Below are 23,752 nucleotides of genomic sequence, written 5' to 3' on the forward strand. Positions count from 1 at the left end.
CAGAGTTGCGCTGGGTTTCATGCGTGTTAGGCGAAATCTTAAGGCATTTCCCCCGTCGGGTTAAGCACAAATCCCTTCGTGCGCTCTCTAGGGCGTATTTACGCGGATGGATGCGTCCGGGTGTAGGCTTTTTGCAACATCCGCGCCGGGGCGGGGGTGTGCCCCGGGAACCGCCGAGGTTGGAGAGGCCCGCCGTCCAGGTGCGCCCGGGCGCATAGGAGCGCCTGGGCGAATGATAGAATCACCGATTGGCCAGGGTGCCGGATCAACGGGTCATCCGTCGTGCCGGGCGCCGTCCGGTCCAGTCATTCAAGCCTGAAAGGTTTTTCGGATACGCCATGGATTCTTTCGCCAAAGAGACCCTGCCCATTTCGCTCGAAGACGAAATGCGGCGCAGCTACCTGGATTACGCAATGAGCGTGATCGTGGGACGCGCCCTGCCGGACGTGCGCGATGGGCTCAAGCCCGTGCACCGGCGCGTACTGTTCGCCATGCACGAGCTGAACAACGACTGGAACCGCGCCTACAAGAAGTCGGCGCGTATCGTCGGGGACGTGATCGGTAAATACCACCCTCACGGCGATTCCGCGGTGTACGACACCATCGTGCGCATGGCCCAGGACTTTTCGCTGCGCTACATGCTGGTCGATGGCCAGGGCAACTTCGGCTCGATCGATGGCGACAACGCGGCGGCCATGCGTTACACCGAAGTCCGACTGTCGAAAATCGCCCACGAATTGCTGGCCGACATCGACCAGGAAACCGTGGATTTCGGCCCCAATTACGATGGCAGCGAACAGGAGCCCCTGTTGCTGCCGTCGCGTCTGCCGAACCTGCTGGTCAACGGCAGCGCCGGGATCGCGGTGGGCATGGCGACCAACATTCCCCCGCACAACCTGTCCGAGGTCGTCGAGGGCTGCCTGTACTGCCTGCGCAATCCCGATTGCACCATCGACGAACTCATCGAACGCATCCCCGCGCCGGACTTTCCCACCGGCGGCATCATCTACGGCATGGCCGGCGTGCGCGAAGGCTACCGCACCGGGCGCGGGCGGGTGGTCATGCGCGCCAAGGTCCACTTCGAGGACATGGAGCGCGGCAACCGCCAGGCCATCGTCGTCGATGCCATTCCCTATCAGGTGAACAAGAAATCCCTGCAGGAACGCATCGCCGAACTGGTCAACGAAAAGAAGATCGAGGGCATTTCCGACATCCGCGACGAATCGGACAAGGACGGCATGCGCCTGGTCATCGAACTCAAGCGCGGCGAGGTGCCCGAGGTCGTCCTGAACAACCTCTACAAGAATACCCAGCTGCAGGAAACCTTCGGCATGAACATGGTGGCCCTGGTCGACGGCCAGCCACGCCTGCTGAACCTGAAACAGATGGTGCAGTATTTCCTCCAGCACCGTCGCGAAGTCGTCACACGGCGCACCATCTTCCAACTGCGCAAGGCCCGAGAGCGCGGCCACGTGCTGGAAGGCCTGGCGGTGGCCCTGGCCAACATCGACGATTTCATCGCCATCATCAAGGCCGCACCCACCCCGCCGGTGGCGCGCCAGGCCCTGATGGACCGCAGCTGGGATTCCTCCCTGGTGCGCGAAATGCTCGAACGCGCCGACGCCAACATCGCTTCGGGCGGGCGCGCGGCCTATCGTCCGGAAGGGCTGGATGCGCATTTCGGCCTGCAGGCCGACGGCCAGTACCGCCTGTCGGAAGTCCAGGCCCAGGAAATCCTGAACATGCGCCTGCAGCGCCTGACCGGGCTGGAGCAGGACAAGATCGTCGGCGAATACCGCGAGATCATGGACACCATCGCCGACCTGCTGGACATTCTGGCGCGTCCGGAACGGGTCACCGCGATCATCGGCGACGAGCTGCAGGCGATCCGCGTGGAATTCTCCAACGCCAACAACGACCGGCGCCGTTCGGAAATCGAATACAACGCCACGGAACTGGAAACGGAAGACCTCATCACCCCCATGGACATGGTGGTGACCTTGTCGCGCAGCGGTTACATCAAGAGCCAGCCGTTGTCTGAATACAGGTCGCAAAAGCGCGGCGGCCGCGGCAAACAGGCCACCGCCACCAAGGAAGACGACTGGATAGACCAGCTCTTCATCGCCAATACGCACGACTACCTGTTGTGTTTCTCCGACCGGGGGCGCGTCTACTGGCTCAAGGTCTGGGAAGTGCCCCAGGGTTCGCGCAATTCGCGCGGCCGGCCCATCGTCAACATGTTCCCGCTGGTCGACGGCGAGACCATCACGGTGGTGCTGTCGGTCAAGGCCTTCAGTGACGATCACTTCGTCTTCATGGCCACCTCGCGCGGGACGGTCAAGAAGACTCCGCTGTCGGATTTCTCCAATCCCCGAAAGGCCGGCATCATCGCCGTCGGCCTGGACGAGGGCGATTTCCTGATCGGCGCCGAACTGACCGACGGCCAGCACGATGTGATGCTGTTCTCCGACGCCGGCAAGGCCGTGCGTTTCGACGAGAACGACGTGCGTCCGATGGGGCGCACGGCGCGCGGCGTGCGCGGCATGTCGCTCGAGGACGGCCAGGCCGTGATCGCCCTGCTGGTGGCGGAAGACGAGACCCAGAGCGTGTTGACGGCCACCGAAAACGGGTACGGCAAGCGCACGCCCATCGTCGAATACACGCGTCATGGGCGCGGCACCAAGGGCATGATCGCCATTCAGACCTCGGCGCGCAACGGCAAGGTCGTCAGCGCCGTGCTGGTGCAGCCCGAGGACGAGATCATGCTCATCACCACCGGCGGCGTGCTGGTGCGCACGCGGGTCTCCGAGATCCGCGAGATGGGACGCGCCACCCAGGGGGTCACACTCATCAACGTGGACGAGGACAGTCTGTTGTCCGGTGTGCGCCGCGTGGTCGAAAGCGATGCCGACGAAACGGAAGAAGAGGCGGCCGGCGCCGCCGTTGAATCGCCGGACGGCGGATCCGCTCCGGCATCCGATGACCCGGCCGGTTCGTCCACAGACGAGGATCAAGCATGAACCGTCCCTGGAATTTCGCCGCGGGTCCATCCACCCTTCCCCTCGAAGTCCTGCGGCAGGCCGCCGCCGAAATGTGCGACTGGGGCGGCAGCGGCACCTCCGTCATGGAAATGAGTCATCGCGGCAAGCACTACAGCCGCATCCGCGACGAGGCCGAGGCCGATCTGCGCACCCTGTTGTCTGTGCCGGACGACTTCGAGGTGCTCTTCATGCAGGGTGGCGCCTCGGCCCAGAACGCCATCGTGCCGCTGAACCTGATCGGCCGCGCCGGCCTGGGCCGGGCGGACTATGTGCTGAGCGGCCACTGGGCGCGCAAGTCCTTCAACGAGGCCGCGCGTTACGGCGACATCTCCGTCGCCGCCACGGCCGAATCCGATGGCGTGATCGATGGCCGTTCCTACGGCCCCTGGTGCTGGCTGCCCGACCATACCGAATGGCGGGTCCGCCGCGACGCGGCTTACCTGCACCTGTGCGCCAACGAGACCATCGGTGGGGTCGAGCAGGCCGACATGCCCGATATGGCCGCCCTGGGAGCGCCCGATGTGCCGCTGGTGGCCGACATGTCGTCCAACATTCTGTCGCGTCCCATCGATTTTTCACGTGTCGGCATGGTCTACGCCGGCGCACAGAAGAACGCCGGGCCGGCGGGGGTGACGCTGACGTTCGTCCGCAAGGATCTGATCGGCCATGCGTTGCCCTATTGCCCGTCGGTGTTCGACTACGCCAACGTGGCCGGCGCCCAATCCATGTTCAATACGCCGCCCACCTATGCGATCTATGTGGCGGGGCTGGTCTTCAAGTGGCTGCTGCGCCAGGGCGGGGTGGCGGAGATGGACGCCGCCAGCGAACGCAAGTCGCGCGCCCTGTACGATTATCTCGATGGTTCGTCCCTGTACGAAAATCGCATCGCTCCGGCGTGCCGTTCACGCATGAACATTCCGTTCTTCCTGCGCGACGAGTCGCTGAACGCCGCTTTCCTGGCCGAGTCCGAGGCCGCCGGGCTGCTGGCGCTGAAGGGCCACAAGGCCGTGGGCGGCATGCGGGCGTCGCTGTACAACGCCATGCCCATGGAAGGCGTGCAGGCCCTGATCGATTTCCTCAAGGATTTCGAGGCCCGCCATGGCGGATGATACCCTCCAGGCGCGGCTGGAGCCCCTGCGCGAACGCATCGATGCGCTGGATACGCGCATCCTGGACTTGCTCAACCAGCGCGCACAGGCGGCCCTGGAGGTCGGCGAGATCAAGAAGGCCTTCGACGCCGCCGGTCCGATCCTCAAGCCCGAGCGCGAAGCCCTGATCATCCGGCGGCTGCAGTCGGACAATCCCGGGCCGATCCCCGAAGAGGCCGTCGGCGCCATCTGGCGCCAGATCATCTCCACCTGTCGCGGGCTGGAAAGTGTGTTGACCGCCGCTTTCCTGGGGCCGCAGGGCTCGTTCTCCGAGCAGGCGGCCTACGAGCATTTCGGCCATGCCATCAACGGCCTGCGCTGTGAATCATTCGACGAAGTCTTCCGCGCCGTCGAGGCCGGCCAGGCGGACGTCGGCATGGTTCCGGTGGAAAACTCCACCGAGGGCGCGGTCAACCGCAGCCTGGACCTGCTGCTGAATTCCTCGCTGAAGGTTCTGGGCGAGCGCACCATCCGCATCCACCATAATCTGCTCACGTTGACCGGCGGGCTGGAAGGCGTCACCCGGGTGCTGGGCCATCCTCAGGCCCTGGCGCAGTGCCAGGCCTGGCTCAGCCGCAATCATCCCGGGCTGGAACGCCTGCCGGTGGCCAGCAACGCCCAGGCGGCGCGCATGGCCTCGGAAGACCCCGCCTGTGCGGCGATCGCCGGCGACGCCGCCGCCGCCGCCTGGGGGCTGAGCGCCGTGGCCAGCGGAATCCAGGACGATCCGCAGAACCAGACGCGCTTTGTGGCCGTCGGGCCGCGCGACGCCGGTCCCACCGGCCGCGACAAGACCAGCCTGGTGCTGGCGGTGCCGAATCGCGCCGGCGCGGTCTACGACATGCTGGCGCCGCTGTCCCGGCACGGCGTGTCCATGACGCGCCTCGAGTCGCGGCCCGCCCGCACCGGGCAATGGGAATACTATTTCTACGTCGATCTGCTGGGCCACCGGGACGATGAACCCGTCGCCCAGGCCCTGGCCGAACTGCGTCAGCAGGTCGCCTTCTTCAAGGTGCTGGGCTCCTATCCCCGGCAATGAGGTCCGTTTCCATGACAGACATCCCGGCGCCCGCCCACATCCGGGCCATCGCCCCCTACCAGGCCGGCAAGCCGATCGAGGAACTCGCCCGTGAATACGGGCTGGATCCCGAGGGCATCATCAAGCTGGCTTCCAATGAGAACCCGCTGGGCTGCTCCGATCGCGTGCGCGCCGCGCTCGCCGAGGCCGCCGGCGCGCTGCACGGCCGTTACCCGGACGCCAATGGCTTCGACCTGAAGGAGGTGCTGGCGGCGCGTCACGGAGTGCAGGCGAACTGGATCACGCTGGGCAACGGGTCCAACGACTTGCTGGAACTCGCTTCCCTGGCCCTGCTGGACGAAGGGACGTCGGCCGTTTACGCGCAGCACGCTTTCGTGGTCTACCGCCTCAGCACCCAGGCCCGGGGTGCCCGCCACCTGATGGTGCCGGCGCGCGATTACGGTCACGATCTGGACGCCATGCTGGCGGCGATCGCCGACGATACGCGTCTGGTGTTCATCGCCAATCCGAACAATCCCACCGGCACTCATCTGTCGGGCCCTCGCGTGCGAGCCTTTCTGGAATCCGTCCGGGCCCGGCACGGGGACCGCGTCGCCGTACTGCTCGACGAGGCCTACGACGAATATCTGGACCCCGAAGAGCGCGCGGACAGCACGCAATGGGTGCGCGAATTCCCCAATCTGATCGTCACTCGCACTTTTTCCAAGGCCTATGGCCTGGCCGGGCTGCGGGTCGGGTATGCGTTGGCGCAGCCGGCGCTCACGGACTTGCTCAACCGGGTGCGCCAGCCCTTCAACGTCAACGTCCTGGCCCAGATCGCCGCGCGTGTCGCTCTGGACGACACCGACTTCCTGGCCCGGACCTATGCCCTGAACCGGGCCGGCCGGGTGCAATTGCAGGACGGTTTCGCCGCCCTGGGCCTGGATTTCGTGCCCAGTCACACGAATTTCGTGCTGGTGCGTGTGGGCGACGCCGCGCGCGTGAACGGCGAACTCCTGCGCCGGGGCGTCATCGTGCGGCCGGTGGCCGGCGACGGCTTGCCGGAACACCTCCGGGTCAGCATCGGCCTGCCCGAGGAAAACGCCCGCTTCCTCGACGCCCTGAAGGCCGTGCTGCAAGGATGAGCGAGCCTGGCTCTCCATTGGTCCGCGTTCTGGCCGTTGTTGGCACGGGGCTGATCGGCGGTTCGTTCGCGGCGGCCCTGCGCCGGGTGGGGCAGGTGGGCCGGGTACTGGGGGTCGGCCGCAATCCGGTCTCGCTGCAACGCGCGCGCGAACTGGGGCTGATCGACGAGGTTGCCGGTCTTGATCAAGCGGCGGCCGAGGCCGACCTGATTTTCCTCGCCACGCCGGTGGGCGCCATGGCACCGATGCTCCGTGAGCTGGCGCCCCGGTTGCGGCCCGATACCCTGGTCACGGACGCCGGCAGCACCAAGGCCGATGTGGCCGCCTTGGCGCGTGACATTCTGGATGAACGCTGCGCGCAGTTCATCCCCGGCCACCCCATCGCCGGATCGGAAATGACCGGACCCGAGGCGGCCGACCCCATGCTGTATCACGGCCGCAAGGTCGTGCTGACCCCGTTCGAGGATACCCCCGGCCTGTTGCTGCATCGCCTGATCCGGATATGGGAAGCCTGCGGCGCACGCCTGTCGTTGATGACACCCGAGGCCCACGACCGGGCGTTGGCGGCCGTCAGCCACGTGCCGCATTTCCTGGCGTCCGCCTACATGGCCGGGGTCGTCCGGGCCGAGGACGCCGATACGCGTCTGAGCCTGGCCGGCACGGGGTTCCGGGACTTCACCCGGATCGCGGCGGGTTCCGCCGAGGTCTGGCGCGACATTTTTCTTTCCAACCGGGCGGCGGTGCTGCGCGAACTGGACGATTTCGACCAGGCGCTGCGGCTGTTGCGGGCAACCCTTGAAGGTGATCCCGACCCTGCCGCGCTCGAAGCCCTGCTCGAACAGGCGGCGCTCGCCCGCCGGTTCTGGGGCGGCAGGAGCCAGATGCAATGAATACGATCGCCGCCGACGCGCGCGAACCCTCCCTGCGGCTGGAGCCGGCCGCGCATGCGCGCGGCACGGTGACGCTGCCAGGCTCCAAGAGCATTTCCAACCGTGCGCTGTTGCTGGCGGCGCTGTCCGAAGGGACGACCGAACTGGACGGTTTGCTGGATTCCGACGACACGCGGGTCATGCGCGCGGCTCTGCAGGCCCTGGGCCTGGATCTGCGTGAGGCCGGCGCGGGCGGGGTGAGCCTGGACGGCGCCGCCGACTGGCCGCAAAAACGAGCCGACCTGTTTCTTGGCAACGCCGGCACGGCCTTCCGGCCGCTGACGGCCGTCCTGGCGATGATGGGCGGCGACTATCGGCTGTCCGGCGTGCCCCGCATGCACGAGCGGCCCATCGGCGACCTGGTCGATGCGCTGCGCGGCCTGGGCTGCGAGATCGAGTACGAGGGACAGGACGGCTATCCGCCGTTGCGTATCGGCGGGGGATGCCTGGAAGTGCGCCGGCCCATCCGGGTGCGCGGGTCCGTGTCCAGCCAGTTCCTGACGGCGCTGCTGATGGCTGCGCCGATCGCCGCCCGGCGTACCGGCCGCGATGTGGTCATCGAACTGGACGGTCCGCTGATCTCCAGGCCATACATCCTGATCACGCTGAACCTGATGGAACGCTTCGGCGTCCGGGTGCGGCGCGAGGGCTGGGAACGTTTCACCATCCCGGCCGACGCGCGTTACCGCGCCCCGGGCCGCTACCGCGTCGAAGGCGACGCCTCGTCCGCCTCGTACTTCCTGGGGCTGGGCGCCATCGCGGGCGGTCCGGTCCGCATCGAAGGCGTCGGCGGCGACAGCATCCAGGGCGATGTGGCCTTCGCCGAAGTGGTCGAGGCCATGGGTGCCCGGATAGAACGCGAGGCCGACGCCCTGGTGGTGCGGGGCCGCGTGGTGGCCGAGGGGGAACGGCTCAGGGCCTTCGACCGGGACTTCAACCTGATTCCCGACGCCGCCATGACCGCCGCCGTGCTGGCCTTGTACGCCGACGGCCCCTGCCGGCTGCGCAACATCGCCAGTTGGCGTGTCAAGGAAACAGACCGCATCGACGCCATGCACGCCGAACTCGCCCGCCTGGGTGCGCGCGTGGAGTCCGACGTCGACAGCCTGACCGTGCATCCTCTGCCGGCCGACGGCTGGCGTGCCGCCGAAATCCGCACCTACGACGACCATCGCATGGCGATGTGTTTCTCGCTGGCGGCCTTCGGGCCCGTGCCGGTGACCATCCTGGACCCGGGCTGCGTCAGCAAGACCTATCCGGACTATTTCAAGGACTTCCGCCGCCTGCTCGGGGCGGCCCTGGGCGCGAGACCCGCGCCGGTCATTACCATCGATGGCCCGACGGCCTCGGGCAAGGGCACGATCGCCCTGCGTGTGGCGCGGGCACTGGGTTGGCACGCCCTGGACAGCGGCGCGCTTTACCGCCTGACCGCCCTGGCGGTGCTGCGCGAGGGGGGCGACGGGGCCGACGAGGCGCAGGCGGCCAGGCTGGCACGCCACCTGGACGTGCGTTTCGAGGGGGAGGCCATCCTCATGAACGGCGAGGATGTCGGCGGTCTGATACGACAGGAAGAAGTCGGCAACCTGGCCTCGCGCGTGGCCGCCTGGCCGGCGGTGCGCGAGGCGCTGCTGGCGCGCCAGCGGGACTTTTGCCGGGAGCCGGGGCTGGTGGCCGACGGACGCGACATGGGTACCGTGGTCTTCCCCGACGCCCCCCTGAAGATCTTTCTCGACGCGGACGTCGAGGTGCGGGCGCGGCGGCGCCATAAGCAGTTGAAGGACAAGGGTTTTTCTGCTAATCTAGACGACCTTTTGCAAGACCTGCGGGCGCGCGATGCGCGAGACCGGGGCCGGGCGCATGCGCCGCTTGTCGCGGCGGCGGATGCGGTCACCGTGGATTCGTCCCGTCAAGGGATCGATGACGTGGTGCGACAAGTGCTGGATCTCTGGTCCGCACACGGGCCTGCCTGACGGGGCGCCGATTCCGGCGTTTCTTTCGGACGGGATGTTTTTTCACTCCGCCGGGCGTTTTGCCTGGCGTGTCATGATTGCCCCTCGGGGCGTATGGATCTATCGTTCATGTCCACCCTTACCACTGAAGCCGCCCTGGGCGGCGAAAGCTTCGCTGATCTGTTTGCCGCCAGCATCAAGGATCAGAACATGCGTTCCGGCGAAGTCATCTCCGCCGAAGTCGTGCGCGTCGACCACAATTTCGTCGTGGTCAACGCCGGTCTCAAGTCCGAAGCTTACATCCCCCTCGAAGAATTCCTGAACGACCAGGGCGACCTGGAAGTGCAAGGCGGCGATTTCGTCTCCGTCGCCATCGATTCCCTGGAAAACGGCTACGGCGACACCATTCTGTCGCGCGACCGCGCCAAGCGCCTGTCGGCCTGGCTGCAACTGGAACAGGCACTGGAATCCGGTGAACTGGTCAACGGCACCATCACCGGCAAGGTCAAGGGCGGCCTGACGGTCATGACCAACGGCATCCGCGCCTTCCTGCCGGGTTCGCTGGTCGACCTGCGTCCCGTCAAGGACACGACCCCCTACGAAGGCAAGACCCTCGAATTCAAGGTCATCAAGCTCGACCGCAAGCGCAACAACGTCGTGCTGTCGCGCCGCGCCGTGCTCGAGGCCAGCATGGGCGAGGAACGCGAAAAGCTGCTCGAAACCCTGCGCGAAGGCGCCATCATCAAGGGTATCGTCAAGAACATCACCGACTACGGCGCGTTCGTGGATCTGGGCGGCATCGACGGCCTGCTGCACATCACCGACATGGCCTGGCGCCGTGTCCGCCACCCGTCCGAAGTGCTGCAGGTGGGCCAGGAAATCGAAGCCAAGGTCCTCAAGTTCGACCAGGAAAAATCCCGTGTCTCGCTGGGCGTCAAGCAACTGGGCGAAGATCCCTGGATCGGCCTGGGGCGCCGCTACCCGCAGGGCACCCGCCTGTTCGGCAAGGTCACCAACCTCACCGACTACGGCGCGTTCGTCGAAGTCGAAGCCGGCATCGAGGGTCTGGTGCACGTCTCCGAAATGGACTGGACCAACAAGAACGTCGATCCGCGCAAGGTCGTGACCCTGGGCGAGGAAGTCGAAGTCATGGTCCTGGAAATCGACGAGGACCGCCGCCGCATCTCGCTGGGCATGAAGCAGTGCCGCCCGAACCCCTGGGAGGATTTCGCCTCCAACTTCAAGCGCGGCGACAAGGTCCACGGCGCCATCAAGTCGATCACCGACTTCGGCGTGTTCGTCGGCCTGCCCGGCGGCATCGACGGCCTGGTCCATCTGTCCGACATCTCCTGGTCCGAGACCGGCGAAGAGGCCGTGCGCAACTTCAAGAAGGGCGACGAGATCGACGCCGTGGTCCTGGGCATCGACACCGACAAGGAACGCATCTCCCTGGGTGTCAAGCAGCTCGAAGGCGATCCGTTCAACAACTTCGTGGCCACCTATGACAAGGGCGCCGTCCTGTCGGGCACCGTGAAGTCCGTCGAACCCAAGGGCGCCGTCGTGACGCTGTCCGTGGACGTCGAAGGCTACCTGCGCGCTTCGGAAATCTCCGCCGGCCGCGTCGAGGACGCCACTACGGTCCTGAACGCCGGCGACCAGGTCGAAACCATGATCATCAACATCGACCGCAAGGCGCGTTCGATCCAGTTGTCGATCAAGGCGCGCGACAATGCCGAAACGGCTGAAACCATCCAGCGCATGACCGAAGCCAGCGCCTCCTCGGGCACCACCAATCTGGGCGCCCTGTTGAAGGCCAAGCTCGACCAGCACCGCGACGAGTGATGCCCGGCCTGACCAAGTCCGAACTTATCGCCATGTTGGCGGGGCGCTATCCGCAGTTGGCGGCCCGCGACATGGACTTTGCGGTCAAGACGGTCCTGGATGCGATGGCCGATGCGCTGGCCCAGGGCCAGCGCATCGAAATCCGTGGCTTTGGCAGCTTTTCCCTTTCGCGGCGCCAGCCGCGTGTGGGCCGCAATCCGAAGTCCGGTGAAAAAGTGCATGTGCCGGCCAAGTTGGTGCCGCACTTCAAGCCGGGCAAGGAATTGCGTGAACGCGTGGATCAGGGGCCCGACGGCGGTGACGCCGACGAGCCCGCCACCGTGGCCGATCTGTATCACGCCAGGATGATGGACTGAGTCGCGTCATCGCCAGTAAAAAACAAGCGGGGCCTCTTTGGAGGCCCCGCTTGTTTTTGGCGGCGGGACCGTCGTGTGTCGTATGGCGGTGCGGTCTCAGGCCTGGCCGGTGGCGAGGCTGACCGGAATTTTCAGGTAATGCACGCCGTTGGATTCGGCCTTGGGCAAACGGCCGGCGCGGATGTTGACCTGGATGGCGGGCAGCAGCAGCGTGGGTGCCGGCAATGAGGCGTCGCGTTGTCGGCGCATCTCGACGAATGCCTCGATACCGATGCCGTCGTGCACGTGCACGTTGTCGTGGCGCTGTCGCGCCACGGTCGACTCCCAGGCGTATGCGGTGCGCCCGGGGGCCTTGTAGTCATGGCACATGAACAGGCGCGTGTGCGGCGGCAGCTCGAGCAGGCGTCGAATCGAACGGTAGAGTGTCCGCGCGTCTCCGCCCGGGAAATCGGCGCGTGCGGTCCCGTAGTCCGGCATGAACAGGGTGTCTCCGACGAACACGGCGTCGCCGATGCGATAGGACACGCAAGCCGGTGTATGGCCGGGCGTGTGCAGCACCTCGACGGGCAGCGAGCCGAGGTCGAAGATATCGCCATCCTGAAACAATCGGTCGAATTCGCTGCCGTCTCCCGGTACGTCGTCCAGATTGAAGACGGGGCGAAAGATCCGCTGCACGTCACGGATGCGCTCGCCGATGGCCACGGTCGCATGCGTCCGCGTCTTGAGGTAAGGGGCCGCGCTCAGGTGGTCGGCATGCGCATGTGTTTCGAGAACCCAGGTGATTCGCAGCTTGCGCGTGCGGGCGGCGGCCAGGATGCGGTCTGCCGAAGCCGTGGTGGCCTTGCCGCTGGCATGATCGTAATCCAGTACCGGATCGATGATGGCCGCCTGGCAGGTCTGGGGGTCGGAAACCAGATAGCTGACCGTGTGGGTGGCTTCGTCGAAGAAGGCTTGAATGTCGGCGCAGGAAGGCATGGCGTGCCCATGTAAGGTTGCGGCATTTCGCGGATGAGTCAGTGTATGCCAAAGCGGTGCACGTTGATTCCGCCGCCCGTGGCCCGCGCGCCACGGGCGGCGCGAGGGCGCTTTCCGTTTACAATGAACGGATTGCCCCAAGGAGCTTGTCGCATGCGCTATCTGGTCTGGATTCTGCGGCTGGTGATCTTTGTCATCGTGCTGCTTTTCGCCCTGAAGAACACGGCCCCGGTGGACGTCGGCCTGTTCGCCGATCACGTCCTCAGACAGATCCCGCTGATCGTCGTGATGTTGACCGCCTTCGTCCTGGGGGTGGCCTTCGGACTGCTCGTGGCGGCCACGTCCATACTGCGCCGCCACCGCGAAATCAATCGCCTGCGGCGCGAGCTCGCCCGCGCCCAGGACGCCCTGGATCATCCGCAGAGCGCATCCGCCCCGGTGATTCCCGAAACCGTCGCGCCACTGGCGCCCCTGTGATTTTTCTGGAGCCGTCGTGGATTTCGAGCCCTGGTGGCTGATCATCGTCCCGGTGCTGTTCGGCCTGGGCTGGCTGGCGGCGCGCTTCGACTTCCGCCAGATTCTGTCGGAAACCCGGGCGCTGCCCGATTCCTACTTCAAGGGCCTGAATTTCCTGCTCAACGAGCAGCCCGACCGTGCCATCGACGCTTTCATCGAGGTCGCCAAGCTCGATCCGGAAACCACCGAGCTGCATTTCGCCCTGGGCAGCCTGTTTCGCCGCCGGGGCGAAATCGAGCGTGCCATCCGTGTGCACCAGAGCCTGCTCTCGCGCGAGGATCTGCCCCTGTCGGATCGCGAAAATGCCCAACTGGCCCTGGCACAGGATTTCCTCAAGGCCGGCATGCTGGACCGTGCCGAACAAGGGTTCCAGGCGGTGCTGCGGACGCGCCACGTGCTGGAGGCCCTGCGCGCCCTGGTCCGCATCCATGAGTCCGAGCACGACTGGGACAAGGCCATCGACACGGTCCAGCAGTTGCGTGGCCGCACCGACGAGCCCGTCCCCCAGTTGGCGCACTATCACTGCGAGCGGGCCCAGGCGTGGATGGAATCCAGGACGCCGGACTTCGACGCCGCAGCCCAGGCGCTGGACGCCGCCGAGAACGCCGCTCGCCAGAATGGCGCCACCCCGGCCTCCGAGACCCGCGTGCGCATGCTGCGCGCCCGCTGGGCGGCCCTGCGCGGCGACCTGGAGTCCCAGCGTGCCCAGCTCCAGGACGTCCTGTCCACGGCGCCCGAATTCTCAGGCCTGGTCGCCCAGCCGTTGCTTGACTGTCATGCGGCCCTGGGGCGCGCTCCAGAAGGCCTGTCGCTGCTGCGCGACCAGTATGCCCGGCTGCCGACGCTCGACCTGTTCAACGTGATCTTCCGGGCGCTGCGCTTGACGGAGGGCGCCGTGCCGGCCTGGGCCTTCGCCCGCCAGGCGTTGCGCGCCCATCCCTCGCTGCTGGGGCTGGACCGCCTGCTCGAAGTCGAACTCGGCCAAGGTGCGGAAAATCTGCCGGATGAGCCCCTGGTGCCGGGCGCCGACCTGGGCCTGCTTCGCAGCATGATCCACAAGCACACCCAGCGCCTGGACCGCTACGCCTGCGGACAGTGCGGCTTCGAAGCCCGGCGCTATTACTGGCAGTGTCCGGGCTGCAACGCCTGGGAAACCTATCGGCCCCGTCGCCTGGAGGAAATTCGATGACGCCATTCCCGGCCCGGGCGGCCGCCGCCGCCCGGATCCTCGTCGCCGGAGACATCATGCTGGACCGCTACTGGTTCGGCGAAGTCGATCGCATCTCGCCCGAGGCACCCGTACCCGTGGTGCGGGTCGCCCGCCGGGAAGATCGCCTGGGCGGCGCGGCCAACGTCGCCCGCAACATCGTCGCGCTGGGCGCCAGCGTGGGCCTGTTGGGCGTGGTCGGCGCCGACGAGGCCGGCGCCCGTGTGCGCGCCCTGGCGCGCGAGGCCGGCGTGCGCGACCATCTGGTCGTGGACGCCGAGGGCATGGACACCACGCTGAAGATGCGGGTGCTGGGGCGCCAGCAACAGTTGCTGCGGGTCGATTTCGAGCAGGGGCCCGGTGCGCGCGCGCTGGATGCGCTGGACACCGGTCTGGCCGATGTCCTGGCAGACTACGATCTGCTGGTGCTGTCGGATTACGCCAAGGGCGCCCTGTCCCGGGTCGAGCCCATGATCCGGGCAGCCCGCGAGCGCGGCATTCCGGTGCTGGTCGATCCCAAGGGACACCGCTATCCGCGCTATCGGGGAGCTAACCTGGTCACGCCCAATCGCAGCGAAATGCAGGACGCCGTCGGCCGCTGGGATTCCGAGGACGACCTGACGCGCCGGGCCCAGGCCCTGCGCCGGGAACTGGATCTCGAGGCCCTGCTGATTACCCGTTCCGAACAAGGCATGACCCTGTATACCGCCGAAGGCCGCCGGCACGTGGACGCCCAGGCGCACGAAGTCTTCGATGTGTCCGGCGCGGGCGATACCGTGCTGGCCACGCTGGCCGTCGCCCGGGCCGCCGGGCTGGACTGGTTCGATGCCATGACGTGGGCCAACCGCGCCGGTGGGATCGTCGTCGGCAAGCTGGGCACCTCCATCGTTACCGCAGAGGAATTGACATCATGATCGTGGTCACCGGCGCGGCCGGATTCATTGGCAGCAACCTGGTCCGCGGCCTGAACGCGCGCGGCGTCACCGACATCCTGGCGGTCGACGACCTGACCGACGGCGACAAGTTCCTCAATCTGGCCGACCTGGAGATCGCCGACTACCAGCACAAGGACGAGTTCCGCCGCCGCGTCCTGGCGGGCGAACTGCCGCGTCCCGACGCCGTGTTCCACCAGGGCGCCTGCTCCGACACGACGGAGCGCGACGGCCGCTTCATGATGGACAACAACTTCCGGGTCACGCTGGAACTGTTCGAATACTGCCAGGCCCGTGAAGTCCCCTTCCTGTACGCCTCGTCGGCCGCCGTGTACGGGGCTGGCCCGCGCTATGTCGAGGAACCGGCCTGCGAGGCGCCGTTGAACGTCTACGGCTATTCCAAGCTGCTGTTCGACCAGGTCCTGCGCCGTCGCATGGACCGCCTCACGGCCCAGGTCGTGGGCCTGCGCTATTTCAACGTCTACGGTCCGCGCGAACAGCACAAGGGCCGGATGGCGTCGGTGGCCTTTCACAACATGAACCAGTACGCGCGCGAGGGCCACGTGCGGCTGTTCGGCGGCTGGGACGGCTACCCGGACGGCGGCCAGCAGCGGGATTTCATCTTCGTCGACGATGTGGTCAAGGTCAACCTGCACTTCCTGGATCACCCGGAGGTCTCCGGCATCTTCAACTGCGGCACCGGGCGCGCCCAGCCCTTCAACGACGTGGCCCAGACCGTGGTCAACAGCCTGCGTGCGCACCAGGGGCAACCGGCCCTGCCACTGTCCGAACTGGCGGCGGGCGGGCATCTGCGGTACATCCCGTTCCCGGATGATCTGAAGGGCCGCTACCAGAGCCATACCCAGGCCGATCTGACCCGGCTGCGCGCCGCCGGCTATACGGAAACCTTCAGCGACGTGCAAACAGGCGTGGGCGCCTATGTCGGCCGGCTGCTGGAATCGGGGCGACTGACGGTCGGCTGATGTTTTTCCGGACGGACATTCCGGATCAAGACCTCCTCCATTCCCCGTCCTCTCAAGGCATCATGACCGGACCCTCACACCACAGGAGTCGCTCATGAATCCTTTTCTGCACGAGACAGCCGGTCGCCCGGCAGGCGGGTCTTCCGGCGCCATGCGCGTCCTCGCCTCAGTGGCCGGAGCACCGCTCCCGGATCAGGTGGCCGGCCGGGCGCACGCAGCGGCGCGCGACAGGCCGCGCCCGGCGTATCGACGCGGGCGCGGCCTGTCGCGCCTGCTGACGGCGGCCGGCATCGCCGCACTGACCTGGGTCGGCACGGCGGGTGCCGTGGATCTGAACACCGCTACGCTGGATCAGTTGCGGGGGATTCGAGGCATCGGTCCCAAGACCGCCCAGATCATCCTTGACGAACGCGCGCGGGGCGGGCGCTATCTGTCGTTCGCCGACCTGTCGGACCGGGTGCGCGGCATCGGCCCGCGTCGTGCCCAGTCCCTGCAGTCGGCGGGCCTGACCATCGACGGCGGCGGTACGCGCCTGTCAGGGAAGGGTGCAGATGCCCGGGCCGGCGGTCCGGCCGGCTCGCCCAGGGCGCCCTCGACGGGCGGTCGCTGAGTCCCCGCGGCTTGTTTCCGGTGCCGGAATATGCTTATGAAAAGAAGGCATGTTCCGGCCAGGGGGCAAGCCCGGCACTGCGGGTGGGCGGGTGTATGATTTCGTCCATGAAAACCTACCCCACCATCGAAGACATCGTCGGTTCCACGCCTCTGGTGCGGCTGCGGTGGTTGCCAGGCGACGTCGGCGAACCGCGCGGCAACGTGATCCTGGCCAAACTGGAAGGCAACAACCCGGCCGGCTCGGTCAAGGACCGCGCCGCCCTCAGCATGATCCGCCAGGCTGAATTGCGTGGCGACATCCGTCCCGGCGACACCCTGATCGAGGCGACCAGCGGCAACACCGGGATCGCCCTGGCCATGGCGGCCGCCGTGCGCGGCTACCGCATGGTCCTGATCATGCCGGACAACTCGACCCAGGAACGCTGCGCCGCCATGACGGCGTATGGGGCGGAGCTCATCCTGACGCCCGCGCAGGGCGGGGGCATGGAATACGCCCGCGATCTGGCGTTGCGGATGCAGTCCGAAGGCAAGGGCAAGGTCCTGGACCAGTTCTCCAACGCCGACAACCCCCGCGCCCATTACGAGACCACCGGTCCGGAAATCTGGGAGCAGACCGGCGGCGAGGTCACGCACTTCGTCAGCGCCATGGGCACGACCGGCACCATCATGGGGGTGGGCTCGTACCTGCGGGAACGCAATCCAGGCGTGCGCATCATCGGCGCCCAGCCGGCCGAAGGCGCTCATATCCCCGGCATCCGCAAATGGCCGGAAGCCTATCAGCCCAGCATCTACGACCCGGCGGGCGTCGACGCCTTCGAACCCATCACCCAGGAGCAGGCGGAAACTATGGCCCGTCGCCTGGCCGCAGAGGAAGGCATCTTCGGCGGCATTTCCGCCGCTGGCGCGGCCGTGGCCGCGCTGCGCGTGGCCGCCACGGTGCGCGACGCCACGATCGTCTTCATCGTCTGCGACCGGGGCGACCGCTACCTGTCTTCCGGCGTTTTCAACTGAACGCCGCTGCACGCGGCGCCTAGGCCCCCGGTCCGCCGAAGCGGTTCGGGTCGCCGTAACCGATGCGGTCGGCGATCTCGTGCGCCAGGTCCGCCACCGATGCCGCGTAGAAATAGCTGCGGTTGTAGTGGGTGATGGCGAAGAAATTGGGTGTGGCGCAGCGTACATCGTGGGTGCCGCGGATTTCGTCGCGCAGGTCGATCACCCCCAGCGCCTGAGTCTGCCAGGCCTGGCCGGCGCCAGGCCGCGCACGGGCGCCGGAGGCTTTCAGCGTGGCCCAGTCGCTTGCCGGTTTCAGCCCGTCCTGGGCCAGACGCTCGGCGCCGGCGGGCAGGGCCACAGGCGCGAAGACCGGCACGTTGCGTACCCAGCCGTGGGCCTCAAGGAACGCCGCCACCGAGGCGATGGCGTCGTCCGTATTGCCGGCCAGATCCACGCGGCCGTCGCCGTCGCCGTCCACCGCATAGCGCATCAGACTGCCCGGCATGAACTGCGGCAGCCCCATGGCGCCCGCGAACGAGCCTTCCACGATGCGCGCGTCCAGTTTCCCCTGGTGGTCCAGCACGATCAGATCGGCCAGTTGCTCGCGGAACATTGCCTGACGCTCCGGCCTGTTCGGATCGGGGTAACGGAATCCCAGCGTGGTCAGGGTGTCCAGCACCCGGTGATCGCCGGTGTAGCGGCCGTAAACGGTTTCGATGCCGATGATGGCGACGATGATCGAGGGCGGCACGCCTGTCCGGGCGCTGGCCCGGTCGATCGCGGCCTGGTGTGTCCGCCAGAAGGAGACGCCCTCGCGGATGCGCACCGCGTCGACATGGCGCTGGCGGTAGCTGTTCCAGGCGCGGCGGATGCGGCCCGTGCGTGCCGGCGGCGCCATCAGGCGGGCCGCCGTGGCGTTGTAGCGGGCCTCGGCCAGCAGGGCCTCGACATCTTGCAAGGGGATGTGGTTCGCCCGGGCGGTTTCCCGGGCGAACGTCCGCACTTCCGGCAGCAGTCCGCCATCGGGGCCGAGGAAATCTCCCCGCACTGGCGGTGTTCTGCTAGAATTAATACGATCGTTTGAAACAATCGTTTGATTTGTTGCGCCCGCAAGGGCGGCGGCGGGCGGCTCGGAACCGCTATGGCTGCTGGCGCAGCCGGATATAAAAAGCGACGCTACGGCAACTTGCAAAATACGGGTTGGTCTGAACATAATCGCCCTTATGGAGACACTCTATATTACCCATCCAGACTGCCGACTGCATGAGATGGGGGCCTGGCACCCCGAATGCCCTCAACGCCTGGATGCGGTGGCCGATCAGTTGACCGCCAACGGCTTGATGGACTTCCTGTCTCATCGCACGGCGCGCCCCGCCGGCCCCGAGGACGTGCTGCGGGTGCACACGCCGGAATACCTTGCGTTTCTGCGCCAGCACATTCCGGCGCACGGTTATTTCCCGCTGGATCCGGACACGATCATGAATCCGGACACCCTGCGGGCGGCCTGGGCGGCGGCCGGCGCGGGTCTGACGGCCCTGGACGAGATCATGGCCGGCCATGCGCAGACCGCCTTTTGCGCCATCCGCCCGCCGGGACATCATGCCTGTCCCGAAAAAGCCATGGGGTTCTGCTTCTTCAACAATATCGCCATCGCGGCCCGCTACGCTCTGGACCATTACGGGCTGTCGCGCGTCGCCATCGTGGATTTCGACGTGCATCATGGCAACGGGACGGAAGAGGTCTTCCTGAAAGAGTCCCGGGTCATGATGTGCAGTTTTTATCAATACCCCTTGTTCCCGGATACCCGTCATGAGGACCTGGGGCCGAATATGCTCAATATTCCGGTCGATGCGTATTCCGGCGGCGACGTGATCCGCGATCTCGTGTCGAAATACTGGCTGCCGGCGTTGAGCGGCTTCCGGCCCGAGCTGATCCTGGTGTCCGCGGGCTTCGATGCCCATCGCGAGGACGACATGGGCAGCCTGAAACTGGTCGAGGCGGACTATGCCTGGATCACCGAACGTCTGGTCGAGGTCGCGGCCGAATCCGCCCAGGGGCGGATCGTCAGCTTTCTCGAAGGCGGTTATGACCTGTCCGCCCTGGGGCGCAGCGCGGTGGCGCATGTGCGGGCGCTGGGCGGTTACTGATGGGGCCGCGCACGATGCGATTCATCGTCGGACGTGGCCGTCCTGTTTTCTTTTCATTCTGGAGTATGCTCGATGAAGGTCCTGGTACCGGTCAAGCGCGTGGTTGACTACAACGTCAAGGTACGCGTCAAATCCGATCACACTGGCGTGGACATCGCCAACGTGAAGATGTCGATGAATCCGTTCGACGAGATTGCCGTCGAAGAGGCCACCCGGCTGAAGGAAAAGGGCGCGGCCACGGAGATCGTGGCGGTGTCGTGCGGGGTGGCGCAATGCCAGGAGACGCTGCGCACGGCCATGGCGATTGGCGCGGACCGCGGCATTCTGGTGCAGAGCGATGCCGAGCTGCAGCCGCTGGCGGTGGCCAAGCTGCTCAAGGCGCTGGCCGACAAGGAACAGCCGGGCCTGGTGATTCTGGGCAAGCAGGCGATCGACGACGACGCGAACCAGACCGGGCAGATGCTGGCCGCGCTGCTGGACTGGCCGCAGGCGACCAATGCCAGCCAGGTCGAGGTCCAGGGTGACCGGGTGCAGGTCACCCGCGAGGTCGACGGCGGTCTGGAGACGCTGAGCCTGTCGCTGCCGGCGATCATCACGACGGACCTGCGCCTGAACGAGCCGCGCTACGTGACGCTGCCGAACATCATGAAGGCGAAGAAAAAGCCCCTGGAGACGGTCACGCCCGAGGCACTGGGCGTGGACGTGGCGCCGCGCCTGAAGACGCTGAAGGTCGTCGAGCCGCCCAGCCGCTCGGCCGGCGTGATCGTGCCCGATGTGGCGACCCTGGTGGACAAACTCAAGAACGAAGCGAAGGTGGTGTAAATGAGCATTCTGGTGATAGCCGAACATGACAACGCCCGGCTGGGTGCGGCGACCCGCAACGTGGTGGCCGCGGCGGCGGCGATCGGTGGCGAAGTGCACGTGCTGGTGGCGGGCGGCGGGGCGCGCGCCGTGGCCGAAGAGGCGGCCCAGGTGGCCTCTGTGAGCAAGGTGCTGCTGGCCGACGGCCCGTCGCTGGCCGAGGGGCTGGCCGAGAACCTGGCCGCGCAGGTGCTGGCGGTGGCCGGAGGCCACAGCCACATTCTGTTCGCCGCCACGGCGTCTGGCAAGAACGTTGCGCCGCGCGTGGCGGCCCGGCTGGATGTGGCGCAGATCTCGGACATCGTGGCGGTGGAGTCGGCCGACACGTTCGTGCGCCCGATCTACGCGGGCAACGCGCTGGCGACGGTGCAGTCGGCCGACGCGACCCAGGTCATCACGGTGCGCACGACGGCCTTCGATCCGGTGGCGGCCACGGGCGGCTCTGCGGCGATCGAGTCGATCGAGGCGGTGGCCGATGCGGGCAAGTCGCGGTTCGAGGGCCGGGAACTGGCCAAGAGCGACCGCCCGGATCTGACGGCTGCGACGGTGGTGGTGTCGGGCGGCCGCGGGCTGGGCAGCGCGGAGAACTTCAAGATTCTGGATCCGCTGGCCGACAAGCTGGGCGCGGCGCTGGGGGCTTCGCGCGCGGCGGTGGACGCGGGCTATGCGCCCAACGACTGGCAGGTGGGCCAGACGGGCAAGATCGTGGCGCCGCAGTTGTACGTGGCGGTGGGGATCTCCGGGGCGATCCAGCATCTGGCGGGGATGAAGGACTCGAAGGTGATCGTGGCGATCAACAAGGACGCCGAGGCGCCGATCTTCGGGGTGGCCGATTACGGCCTGGTGGCCGACCTGTTCCAGGCTGTGCCCGAACTCGTCCAGGCCCTCTAGGTCTGAGCTGACCGACATCGAGAGGGCCTTTTTTGCCGCCGGGCCGTCCCAAGGCAAAAAGCGCCCCCTCGGGGGGCGGCAAGCTGAAAGCGCGGCGTGGGGGCCTTTTTTGCCGCCGGGCCGTCCCAAGGCAAAAAGCGCCCCCTCGGGGGGCGGCAAGCTGAAAGCGCGGCGTGGGGGCCTTTTTTGCCGCCGGGCCGTCCCAAGGCAAAAAGCGCCCCCTCGGGGGGCGGCAAGCTGAAAGCGCGGCGTGGGGGCCTTTTTAGGATCCGCGTCGCTTCATGCGGGGGGCCATCCCCCCGCGCATCATGGGAATTGCGATGACATACCAGGTTCCTACCCAGGATATCCGTTTCATTCTGCGCGAATTGGCCGACCTGAAGGGCGTGCTGGCGCTGCCGGGCTTCGAGGAAGTCTCCGAGGACCTCGTCGATGCCGTGCTCGAGGAAAACGCGCGTTTCGTCGAACAGGAGATCGCGCCACTGAATCGCGCGGGCGACACCGAGCCGGCCCGCTGGAGCGAGGAGGGCGTGCGTACCACGCCCGGTTTCAAGGCGGCTTTCCAGGCTTTCGCGCAGGGCGGCTGGCAGGGCCTGCCGCACGAGGCCGAGTTCGGCGGCCAGGGCTTGCCCAAGCTGGTCGCCGCACCGGTCACGGAAAGCATCAACGCCGGCAACCTGGCCTTTTCCCTGTGCCCGTTGCTGACCGACGGGGTGATCGAGGCCCTGTCCATGGTGGGCTCGGACGAGCAGAAAGCCCGTTTCATTCCGCCCCTGCTGGAAGGCCGCTGGACCGGTACCATGAACCTGACCGAGCCGCAGGCAGGCTCCGATCTGGCGCTGCTCAAGTCCCGGGCCGTGCGTCAGGACGACGGCAGCTACCGCATCACCGGCCAGAAGATCTTCATCACGTATGGGGATCACGACATGGCGGAAAACATCATCCACCTGGTGCTGGCGCGCACGCCGGACGCGCCCAAGGGCGTCAAGGGCATCTCCTTGTTCATCGTGCCCAAGTTCCTGGTCGGGGACGACGGGGGCCTGGGCGCCCGCAACGACGTGGTGTGCGCGTCCCTCGAACACAAGCTCGGCATCCATGGCAGCCCGACCGCGGTGCTGCTGTATGGCTCGGGCCAGGGCGAGGCGGGCGAGGGCGGCGCGATCGGCTACCTGATCGGCGAGGAAAACCGTGGCCTGGAATATATGTTCATCATGATGAACGCGGCGCGCTACGCGGTCGGCCTGCAGGGCGTGGCGGTGTCCGAACGCGCGCTGCAACACGCGGCGGCCTACGCGGCCGAGCGCATCCAGGGCAATGCCCTGGAAGGCTCTCCGGGGCCGGTGCCCATTGTCCGCCACCCCGACGTGGCGCGCATGCTGGGGATCATGCGCGGCCTGACCGAAGGCGCGCGCGCGGTGGCTTACGTGGCGGCCGGCTACCGGGACAAGGCGGCCCATCTGGCGGACGAGGCGGAACGCGCCCGCTGCAAGGCTGCGTATGAATACTTCGTGCCCATCGTCAAGGCGTTCTCCACCGAGTCTTCCGTCGAAGTCGCCTCCCTGGGCGTGCAGGTGCATGGCGGCATGGGTTTCATCGAAGAGACCGGCGCGGCCCAGTACTACCGCGACGCCCGCATCCTGCCCATCTATGAGGGCACCACGGCCATCCAGGCCAATGACTTCATCGGTCGCAAGCTCGCACGCGACGGCGGCGCCGTGGCGCGCGAGCAGATCGCCGGGATGCGCGACACGGCGGCTACTCTGCGGGGGGGCGGCGGCGTGCATGCCGAAGCCCTGAGGATGATCGGCGAGCGCCTGGAGACGGCGGCCGGCGCCTACGAGTCGGCGCTGGCTTTCGTGCTGGAGCACATTCGCGATGACGTCCGGGGCGTCTTCACGGGCAGCGTGCCGTGCCTGATGCTGGCCGGGACGGCGCATGCGGGCTGGCAACTGGGTCGCGCGGCCCTGGCGGCCGCCGCCGCCATCGACGCGGGTTCGACCGATGCCTTCCATCCGAACAAGATCGCCACGGCCGTGCAGTATGCCGCCCACGTGCTGCCGCGCGCATTGGCGCTGGAGTCCGCCATCCGGGACGGCGGGCTGGCCGATCGCTATGTGCGTCAAGCACGGATATAGACATAACTATCGGATATTTCAATAGCGGTTTATATTCTGCAAGAATCTTTAGTGTTTAAAGCGCCGCCCGGA

Annotated in this window: 20 protein-coding genes; 18 read left to right on the forward strand and 2 right to left on the reverse strand. The window is 66.9% G+C overall.

What is annotated here, in order from left to right; all coding sequences use genetic code 11:
• Nucleotides 1-338: 338 nt before the first annotated feature.
• The 8 genes from gyrA to O4H32_RS08705 all read left to right on the forward strand — a co-directional run bounded on the left by gyrA (nt 339) and on the right by O4H32_RS08705 (nt 11,428).
• The gene (gene gyrA, locus O4H32_RS08670; RefSeq protein ID WP_269358292.1) at nt 339-3,020 is read left to right on the forward strand and encodes a DNA gyrase subunit A; all 2,682 of its coding nucleotides are present in this window, start codon (nt 339-341) and stop codon (nt 3,018-3,020) included.
• Nucleotides 3,017-4,150 (forward strand): 3-phosphoserine/phosphohydroxythreonine transaminase, encoded by a 1,134-nt coding sequence (serC, locus tag O4H32_RS08675; RefSeq protein ID WP_269358294.1) that lies wholly within the window; start codon nt 3,017-3,019, stop codon nt 4,148-4,150. The genes gyrA and serC overlap by 4 nt, the downstream gene beginning before the upstream one ends.
• Nucleotides 4,140-5,228 (forward strand): prephenate dehydratase, encoded by a 1,089-nt coding sequence (gene pheA / locus O4H32_RS08680; RefSeq protein ID WP_269358296.1) that lies wholly within the window; start codon nt 4,140-4,142, stop codon nt 5,226-5,228. The genes serC and pheA overlap by 11 nt, the downstream gene beginning before the upstream one ends.
• An 11-nt stretch (nt 5,229-5,239) precedes the next feature.
• Nucleotides 5,240-6,352 (forward strand): histidinol-phosphate transaminase, encoded by a 1,113-nt coding sequence (hisC, locus tag O4H32_RS08685; RefSeq protein WP_269358298.1) that lies wholly within the window; start codon nt 5,240-5,242, stop codon nt 6,350-6,352.
• Entirely contained in the window at nt 6,349-7,242 is an 894-nt protein-coding gene (locus O4H32_RS08690) for a prephenate dehydrogenase (RefSeq protein ID WP_269358300.1), read from the forward strand. The genes hisC and O4H32_RS08690 overlap by 4 nt, the downstream gene beginning before the upstream one ends.
• On the forward strand, nt 7,239-9,251 hold the full coding sequence (locus tag O4H32_RS08695) for a bifunctional 3-phosphoshikimate 1-carboxyvinyltransferase/cytidylate kinase (RefSeq protein ID WP_269358302.1): 2,013 nt from the start codon (nt 7,239-7,241) through the stop codon (nt 9,249-9,251). The genes O4H32_RS08690 and O4H32_RS08695 overlap by 4 nt, the downstream gene beginning before the upstream one ends.
• Nucleotides 9,252-9,359: 108 nt before the next feature.
• Nucleotides 9,360-11,072, forward strand: a complete 1,713-nt coding sequence (gene rpsA, locus O4H32_RS08700; RefSeq protein ID WP_269358304.1) for a 30S ribosomal protein S1 — start codon at nt 9,360-9,362, stop codon at nt 11,070-11,072.
• 8 nt (nt 11,073-11,080) lie between these two features.
• Nucleotides 11,081-11,428 carry an integration host factor subunit beta gene (locus tag O4H32_RS08705; protein ID WP_269358576.1) on the forward strand — a complete coding sequence of 116 codons (348 nt, stop codon included), beginning with the start codon at nt 11,081-11,083 and terminating at the stop codon, nt 11,426-11,428.
• A 96-nt stretch (nt 11,429-11,524) separates the two neighbouring features.
• Here O4H32_RS08705 and O4H32_RS08710 read toward each other — a convergent pair whose 3' ends face one another.
• Complete coding sequence (locus O4H32_RS08710) at nt 11,525-12,403, reverse strand: MBL fold metallo-hydrolase (protein ID WP_269358306.1); 879 nt, start codon at nt 12,401-12,403, stop codon at nt 11,525-11,527.
• A 153-nt stretch (nt 12,404-12,556) separates the two neighbouring features.
• Between O4H32_RS08710 and O4H32_RS08715 the strand changes: the two genes are divergently transcribed.
• From O4H32_RS08715 to cysM, 6 genes are all read left to right on the forward strand, one after another.
• The gene (locus O4H32_RS08715) at nt 12,557-12,880 is read left to right on the forward strand and encodes a LapA family protein (RefSeq protein WP_269358308.1); all 324 of its coding nucleotides are present in this window, start codon (nt 12,557-12,559) and stop codon (nt 12,878-12,880) included.
• A gap of 16 nt (nt 12,881-12,896) precedes the next feature.
• Nucleotides 12,897-14,108 (forward strand): lipopolysaccharide assembly protein LapB, encoded by a 1,212-nt coding sequence (lapB, locus tag O4H32_RS08720; RefSeq protein WP_269358310.1) that lies wholly within the window; start codon nt 12,897-12,899, stop codon nt 14,106-14,108.
• Complete coding sequence (rfaE1, locus tag O4H32_RS08725) at nt 14,105-15,040, forward strand: D-glycero-beta-D-manno-heptose-7-phosphate kinase (protein WP_269358311.1); 936 nt, start codon at nt 14,105-14,107, stop codon at nt 15,038-15,040. Before lapB ends, rfaE1 begins: the two co-directional genes overlap by 4 nt.
• Nucleotides 15,037-16,041, forward strand: a complete 1,005-nt coding sequence (gene rfaD, locus O4H32_RS08730; RefSeq protein ID WP_269358313.1) for an ADP-glyceromanno-heptose 6-epimerase — start codon at nt 15,037-15,039, stop codon at nt 16,039-16,041. The genes rfaE1 and rfaD overlap by 4 nt, the downstream gene beginning before the upstream one ends.
• A 94-nt stretch (nt 16,042-16,135) precedes the next feature.
• Nucleotides 16,136-16,651: a ComEA family DNA-binding protein gene (locus O4H32_RS08735; RefSeq protein ID WP_269358315.1), complete on the forward strand. Its 516-nt coding sequence runs from the start codon at nt 16,136-16,138 to the stop codon at nt 16,649-16,651.
• A 107-nt stretch (nt 16,652-16,758) separates the two neighbouring features.
• Nucleotides 16,759-17,664 carry a cysteine synthase CysM gene (gene cysM, locus O4H32_RS08740; protein WP_269358317.1) on the forward strand — a complete coding sequence of 302 codons (906 nt, stop codon included), beginning with the start codon at nt 16,759-16,761 and terminating at the stop codon, nt 17,662-17,664.
• A gap of 19 nt (nt 17,665-17,683) precedes the next feature.
• Here cysM and mltB read toward each other — a convergent pair whose 3' ends face one another.
• Nucleotides 17,684-18,859: a lytic murein transglycosylase B gene (gene mltB / locus O4H32_RS08745; protein WP_269358319.1), complete on the reverse strand. Its 1,176-nt coding sequence runs from the start codon at nt 18,857-18,859 to the stop codon at nt 17,684-17,686.
• A 10-nt stretch (nt 18,860-18,869) separates the two neighbouring features.
• Between mltB and O4H32_RS08750 the strand changes: the two genes are divergently transcribed.
• The 4 genes from O4H32_RS08750 to O4H32_RS08765 all read left to right on the forward strand — a co-directional run bounded on the left by O4H32_RS08750 (nt 18,870) and on the right by O4H32_RS08765 (nt 23,680).
• On the forward strand, nt 18,870-19,793 hold the full coding sequence (locus tag O4H32_RS08750) for a histone deacetylase family protein (protein ID WP_269358321.1): 924 nt from the start codon (nt 18,870-18,872) through the stop codon (nt 19,791-19,793).
• 72 nt (nt 19,794-19,865) lie between these two features.
• Nucleotides 19,866-20,615, forward strand: coding sequence for an electron transfer flavoprotein subunit beta/FixA family protein (locus O4H32_RS08755; protein ID WP_269358322.1), 750 nt, complete (start codon nt 19,866-19,868; stop codon nt 20,613-20,615).
• Nucleotides 20,616-21,545 carry an electron transfer flavoprotein subunit alpha/FixB family protein gene (locus tag O4H32_RS08760; RefSeq protein ID WP_269358324.1) on the forward strand — a complete coding sequence of 310 codons (930 nt, stop codon included), beginning with the start codon at nt 20,616-20,618 and terminating at the stop codon, nt 21,543-21,545.
• 320 nt (nt 21,546-21,865) lie between these two features.
• Complete coding sequence (locus tag O4H32_RS08765; protein WP_269358327.1) at nt 21,866-23,680, forward strand: acyl-CoA dehydrogenase; 1,815 nt, start codon at nt 21,866-21,868, stop codon at nt 23,678-23,680.
• Nucleotides 23,681-23,752: the final 72 nt, after the last annotated feature.

It is taken from the genome of Castellaniella denitrificans (genome assembly GCF_027214045.1).
In the GTDB taxonomy this organism is placed as follows: domain Bacteria; phylum Pseudomonadota; class Gammaproteobacteria; order Burkholderiales; family Burkholderiaceae_B; genus Castellaniella; species Castellaniella denitrificans_A.